The sequence below is a fragment of the Mesorhizobium sp. M7A.F.Ca.CA.003.01.2.1 genome, assembly GCF_003998945.1.
Lineage (GTDB): Bacteria > Pseudomonadota > Alphaproteobacteria > Rhizobiales > Rhizobiaceae > Mesorhizobium > Mesorhizobium ciceri.
Window position 1 is genome coordinate 1 of the sequence record NZ_RZRA01000608.1, and the last position, 3413, is coordinate 3413.

At 62.6% G+C, this 3413-nt stretch carries 5 protein-coding genes; all 5 read left to right on the plus strand.

Annotated elements, in window-relative coordinates; all coding sequences use genetic code 11:
• Positions 1-633: UMP kinase (gene pyrH / locus EN969_RS22115; RefSeq protein WP_127419391.1), on the plus strand; the 633-nt coding region annotated here is incomplete at its 5' end.
• Positions 634-725: 92 nt separating this feature from the next.
• Positions 726-1280, plus strand: coding sequence for a ribosome recycling factor (gene frr / locus EN969_RS22120; protein WP_013531759.1), 555 nt, complete (start codon positions 726-728; stop codon positions 1278-1280).
• A gap of 34 nt (positions 1281-1314) precedes the next feature.
• Complete coding sequence (locus EN969_RS22125; protein ID WP_013531758.1) at positions 1315-2049, plus strand: isoprenyl transferase; 735 nt, start codon at positions 1315-1317, stop codon at positions 2047-2049.
• On the plus strand, positions 2046-2861 hold the full coding sequence (locus EN969_RS22130; RefSeq protein ID WP_127419392.1) for a phosphatidate cytidylyltransferase: 816 nt from the start codon (positions 2046-2048) through the stop codon (positions 2859-2861). The genes EN969_RS22125 and EN969_RS22130 overlap by 4 nt, the downstream gene beginning before the upstream one ends.
• A gap of 103 nt (positions 2862-2964) precedes the next feature.
• Positions 2965-3413 (plus strand): site-2 protease family protein (locus EN969_RS22135; RefSeq protein ID WP_164758411.1); only part of this gene is annotated, 449 nt, incomplete at its 3' end.

Genomic DNA, 3413 nt, shown 5'->3' on the forward strand with positions numbered 1-3413 from the left:
GTGGTGGATCGCATCGCCGGCGACATCGCCGAGGCGCGTGCATTGGGCATCGAGGTCGGTGTCGTCATCGGCGGCGGCAACATCTTTCGCGGCGTGGCCGTTGCCTCCAAGGGCGGCGACCGTGACACCGGCGACCACATGGGCATGCTTGCCACGGTGATCAACTCGCTGGCGCTGCGCACGTCGTTGAACAAGATCGGCGTCGACGCCGTGGTGCTTTCGGCGATCGCCATGCCCGAACTTTGCGAGAGCTTTTCGCAGCGCCAGGCGACTGCCTACATGAACCAGGGCAAGGTGGTGATCTTCGCCGGCGGCACCGGTAATCCGTTCTTCACCACTGATTCGGCCGCCGCCCTCCGCGCGGCTGAAATCGGCGCCGACGCACTGTTCAAGGGCACTCAGGTCGACGGCGTCTACTCGGCGGACCCGAAGAAGGACCCGAATGCGACGCGTTTCGAGCGCATCAGCCATGGCGAAGTCATAAATCGCGGCCTTTCCATCATGGATACTGCAGCGATTGCACTTGCGCGCGAAAACAACATTCCGATAATCGTCTATTCGATCCACGAAAAAGGTGGTTTCGGCGATATTCTGAGGGGCGGCGGCCGCTGCACGGTCGTCGCGGACGATTGATCGGCGGCCAGGCTCGAAGGGAAACCGGTTTTCGAAGGTCCGATTCGAAGACGGAGCAGTGAGCCCGCATTAGACGGGTCGAGGAGATAAAGATGAGTGGTGAGTACGACGATCTCAAGCGGCGCATGGATGGGGCCATCGCCGCGTTCAAGCATGATCTGGCTTCGCTGCGGACCGGTCGCGCCTCCAGCAATCTGCTTGATGCGATCCAGGTGCAGGCCTATGGCACCACCATGCCGATCAACCAGGTCGCCAACGTCTCGGTGCCGGAGCCGCGCATGATCTCGGTATCGGTATGGGACAAGTCGATGGTCGGCGCGGTCGACCGCGCGATCCGCGAATCCAATCTGGGTTTCAACCCGATCGTGGACGGCACCAACCTCAGGATTCCGCTTCCCGAACTCAACGAACAGCGACGCAAGGAACTGGTCAAGATCTCGCACACCTACGCCGAGAACGCCCGGGTCGCCGCGCGCCATGTGCGCCGCGACGGCATGGACTTCCTGAAGAAGGCGGAGAAGGACGGCGACATCAGCGAGGACGATCAGCGCAAGCGCTCGGACCAGGTTCAGAAACTTACCGACGAGACGATCAGCACCATCGACCACCTGCTTTCCGATAAGGAAGCTGAAATCATGCAGGTTTAGGGTCTTGGCCTCCGGCTGACCCGAAAGCGAGAACATGGCAACGCCCGCGCATGTCGCGATCATCATGGACGGAAACGGACGCTGGGCCAAGGCGCGCGGCTTGCCTCGTCTTGCGGGCCATCGTGCCGGCGTCGAGGCGCTGCGCAAGACGGTGCGCGCAGCACCCGGACTCGGCATCTCCTACCTGACCGTCTACGCTTTCTCGTCGGAGAACTGGTCGCGGCCGAAATCCGAGGTCAGCGACCTGATGGGCCTTCTGAAAATGTTCATCCGCCGTGACCTTGCCGAACTGCACCAGAGCGGTGTGCGGGTTAGAATCATCGGCGACCGGGCAGGGCTGCAGCCCGATATCAGGGGACTGCTCGACGAGGCCGAAACGCTGACTGCCGCAAATGAATCTCTGACGCTGGTGATCGCCTTCAACTATGGCGGACGCGACGAGATCGTTCGCACGGCGCAAAAGCTCGCTTTGGCCGTGGCGCGTGGCGAACTCGACGCCGAGGCGATATCTGCCGAAAGCTTTGCCGTTGCGCTTGATACGCAAGGCATTCCCGACCCGGAACTGGTCATTCGCACCAGCGGCGAGCTTCGGCTGTCGAATTTCCTCCTGTGGCAGGCCGCCTATAGCGAGCTTGTCTTCCTGCCTTGCTACTGGCCCGACTTCAGCCGCGAACACCTTGCCGAGGCCTTGCGTGAGTTTGCTGGCCGCGAACGCCGTTTCGGCGGACTTGGAGGCCAGGACGTCGCTTCGCGACCGGCCGCGGGATGAGCAATCTCCAGCTGCGTGTCGTTTCGGCGATCGTGCTCGCCATCATCACTCTCGGTCTGACCTGGATCGGCGGTCTGCCGTTCCGGCTGCTGTGCGCCGTGATATCGGCGGCGATCTTCTATGAATGGACCCGCATGTCGCGCCCGACCGGGGTCACGGGCCTGGGTTTCCTGCCGGAAGCATTGCTGGTCGTCTTCGTTGGCGCCTTGATCGGCGGCCTGGCCGCCTCCTGGCTGCTACCGCTTGTGGCGGCCATTGTTGCCGAAACGGCGATAGCCGCCTCGCTTCGCAAGACCGGACAATGGGATGCGAGCGGCCTCGCCTATGCCGCGGTTTCAGGCCTGTCGCTCGCCTTGCTGCGCGATGGCGATCGTTCGGGCCTCATTGCCATCCTGTTCCTGTTTGCGGTCGTCTGGGCCACCGATATCCTTGCCTATTTCGTTGGCCGTGCCGTTGGGGGGCCGAAACTGGCGCCCTCTATCTCGCCCGGCAAGACGCGCAGCGGCGCGCTCGGCGGTGCGCTCGGCGGCGTCGTCGCCGGGCTGGTCCTCGCCGTAGCTGCCGGTGTCGGCAATCTGGCATTGCTCGGCCTGGTGGCGCTCGTGCTGTCGATTGTCTCGCAGGCAGGCGACCTGTTTGAATCCTGGGTCAAGCGCCGCCATGGCCGCAAGGACTCAGGCGCGCTCATCCCGGGCCATGGCGGCGTCATGGATCGTGTCGATGGGCTTGTCGCAGCCGCATTCGCCCTATACGTCATCGGCTGGATTTCGGCGAACGCCGATCATCCGGCGCAGGGTCTGTTTCCCGTTTGAGTGGTGTCATTTCAGGTCCTTTGCGCGATGCGCCTTGGATTCGCCCGGATTGGTGTCACAGTCACGGCGCAGTCTGCGCCGTGGAAGAATTTGAGGGTTTGTCTTGAACGAGATTCTTCACGCGCTTTTCAGCACACAAGGCTTTGTCCTCGGCACGCTGGTGCCATTCCTCTTCGTGCTGACCGTGGTCGTGTTCGTCCACGAAATGGGCCATTACCTTGTCGGGCGCTGGTGCGGCATCGGCGTCAGGGCCTTCTCGATCGGCTTCGGCCCGGAACTCTTCGGCTTCAACGACAGCCACGGCACGCGCTGGAAACTGTGTGCGATACCGCTTGGCGGCTATGTCAAATTCGTCGGCGACATGAACGCCACATCGAGCCAGCCCACGTCGGAAGAAATTGAAACGCTGACCGAGGAAGAGCGCAAGGTCGCCTTCCACACGCAGCCGATCTGGAAGCGCGCGGCAACGGTGGTGGCCGGACCATTGTTCAATTTCCTGCTGACGATCGTCGTCTTTTCCGTGCTGTTCACCGCCTATGGCCGCTATGTCGC